This window comes from Peribacillus sp. NPDC058002 (assembly GCF_042886655.1).
Classification (GTDB): Bacteria; Bacillota; Bacilli; order Bacillales; family DSM-1321; genus Peribacillus; species Peribacillus aracenensis.
This window is the reverse complement of the sequence record NZ_JBHVQU010000392.1, coordinates 1-2,472: the sequence shown is the minus strand read 5'-3', so window position 1 is coordinate 2,472 and position 2,472 is coordinate 1. Positions and strand designations below refer to the sequence as shown.

3 protein-coding genes are annotated in these 2,472 nt (G+C 41.3%); all 3 read left to right on the top strand.

Translation table 11 applies throughout. The annotated features are described in order from the left end of the window. Positions 1-110: 110 nt before the first annotated feature. A complete protein-coding gene (locus ACFVSH_RS25470; RefSeq protein WP_387599327.1) occupies positions 111-1,244 on the top strand; it encodes an ABC transporter ATP-binding protein in 1,134 nt (377 codons plus the stop codon). Then, positions 1,208-2,152, top strand: a complete 945-nt coding sequence (locus tag ACFVSH_RS25465; RefSeq protein ID WP_098372380.1) for an ABC transporter permease — start codon at positions 1,208-1,210, stop codon at positions 2,150-2,152. Before ACFVSH_RS25470 ends, ACFVSH_RS25465 begins: the two co-directional genes overlap by 37 nt. Then, on the top strand, positions 2,149-2,472 hold a 324-nt coding region (locus ACFVSH_RS25460; protein WP_387708543.1), incomplete at its 3' end, for an ABC transporter permease. The genes ACFVSH_RS25465 and ACFVSH_RS25460, both read left to right, overlap by 4 nt.

Here is a 2,472-nt window from a genome sequence, read left to right as displayed (position 1 = left end):
GCGCCGAGGGGTCGGACAGATGGGCGAAAGAGGTTACTCCTGAATTAGGGAAAAAACTCAAATAAAAAGGAGCGTGTTATCACATGGAAGTATTAAAAAAAGATGTGGAAATGAATAGGCAACCCCTGGAGGCAGTCCAAGGGTTTGGGTCAAACAAAAATGATGTTGAGATAAAAGGCGCGTTTAAACAATTTGGAGCGAATGTTGTCCTGAATGGCATTGATCTGGAGGTGAAACAAGGAGAGTTACTTACTCTTCTTGGGCCTTCAGGGTGTGGAAAGTCCACTACCTTGAACCTAATAGCTGGGTTCCTCGATGCAGATCGGGGAGAGGTCCATATTAAAGGCAATAATGTGACGAAGGTTCCGCCTTATAAGCGAGATTTAGGGATGGTTTTTCAAACATATTCGCTTTTTCCTCATATGACAGTCTATGAAAATCTCAGTTTTGGCCTGAAACTGCGCAAAGTTAGTAAAGCTGAGCAAAAAAAGAAGATAAGTAAAGCGCTTGAATTAGTAAAAATGTCAGGATTGGAGAATCGTTATCCAAGGGAATTATCAGGAGGTCAGCGTCAGCGTGTTGCGATTTCCAGAGCTCTTGTAGTTGAACCGGAGCTCCTTTTGCTTGACGAACCGCTTTCAAACCTTGATGCAAAGTTGCGTCATGAACTCAGGGCCGAGATAAAGCGCTTACAAAAGGAAATTGGCGTAACGACCATTTTTGTGACCCATGATCAAGAAGAAGCTCTTTCCATGTCTGATCGAGTCGTGGTCATGAATGCAGGGAAAATTGAACAAATCAGTACTCCGACTGAGATTTACAATCATCCCAAGACTGAATTCGTGTTTCAATTCATCGGGAAATCGAATTGTTTTGAAGGCATTGTGTCTGCTGTGGATAAACGGAAAGTTTCAGTCAAGATAGGGCCTGATATCACTCATGTCGATGCAAACAACATCATGGGAAATGATAGTGATTTAAAAACTGGTGATGAAGTGAAGCTTTATATTAGACCAGAAAAACTGCAAATAGTTTCTCTTGCAGAAAAATCTGCCTCTCCATTGGATTTCCAACATGCTAAGATAAGCCAGATTAACTATCTTGGTACCTCTTGGGAAATCAATGTTCTATTACATGGGAAAAGTATTCAAGTATTGACTTCCGCTTTCGATTCATCATGGCAAAATGGAAGTGAGGTGCTAATTGGATGGAGCCCATCAGAAGTTATGCTAGTCAAGAAATAGAACAGGAAACGAATCCAATCGAACCGCAAAAGGAACCTAAAATCAAGAAAAGGAAAGTCTGGGTGCCTGGATTACTCCTTTTAACGCCGATTCTGCTTTTCATATTTGGTTTCTTTGTCATACCGATGTTATATATTTTATATTTAAGCTTCATATCAACAGATAATCTTGGAGGAGCGGATGCAGTTTATAGCCTGAAAAACTATACACAATTATTTACCGATAGCTATTACTTATCTTCTTTATGGCTGACAGTGAAAATCAGTTTATATTCGGTCTTGGTTGCTTTATTTCTTGGATATCCGGTAGCTTTGACGATGGCCAAAAGTTCAGCGCGGATCAGAGGGTATATCACTCTCTTGATCGTGTCACCGCTCTTGGTAAGTATAGTTGTCCGTAATTTTGGCTGGTACCTACTGCTATTGCCTAATGGAACGATTAATCAAACCTTGATGGCCCTTGGCATAATAGATGCACCATTGAAACTATTGTTTTCGGAAATCGGAGTTGTGATCGGACTATCCAATGCATATCTTCCTTTCATGATCTTGTCCATCGTTGCCAGTTTATATAATATTGATCCTTCTCTGGATAAGGCAGGAGCAATACTTGGGGCAAGTCCATTCAGAAGGTTCTTTTCAATTACATTACCGTTAAGTATCCCTGGTATCGTATCTGGCTGCATTCTCGTATTCAGTTTATCAATGAGTGCATATGTTACACCTGCCCTAATGGGGGGAGCCAATGTGCCCGTGATGCCTGTTGTCATCTATGATCAAATAAACAACTTGCTGCATTGGACATTCGGATCTGCTCTTTCTTATATTCTATTAGCAACCACTGTCATATCAGTGGCTGTCTTTACCAGGGTGTTTGAAAAAGGGAAATTCAAGGAGGTATTCCGATGATGAAAACGTTTGGAGGCCTTCGGATTGCTGTAGCCGTGTTGGCAATTATCTATATCTTGATACCGCTTATTGTCGTTATTCCCGCTTCTTTTACTAGTGCCAATTATCCAAGCTTTCCGGCTGAAGGCTTCTCACTGCAATGGTATGCCAAGATCTTGGAGCGTCCTGAATTTTTGGAAGCCTTTTTGAACAGTGCGAAGTTCGCAGCATTGGCTGCCCTTTTCTCCGTCATATTCGGAACTTTGGGTGCCCTTGGCATCGCGAAGTATGATATACCTGGAAAATCAAATATTACGGCCCTTTTAACTTCTCCACTAAGT

What these genes read in the sequence shown, in the direction of transcription:
- ACFVSH_RS25470 (WP_387599327.1), top strand. Translation starts at nt 111, where the DNA reads ATGAATAGGCAACCCCTGGAGGCAGTCCAAGGGTTTGGGTCAAACAAA.
- ACFVSH_RS25465 (WP_098372380.1), top strand. Translation starts at nt 1,208, where the DNA reads ATGGAGCCCATCAGAAGTTATGCTAGTCAAGAAATAGAACAGGAAACG.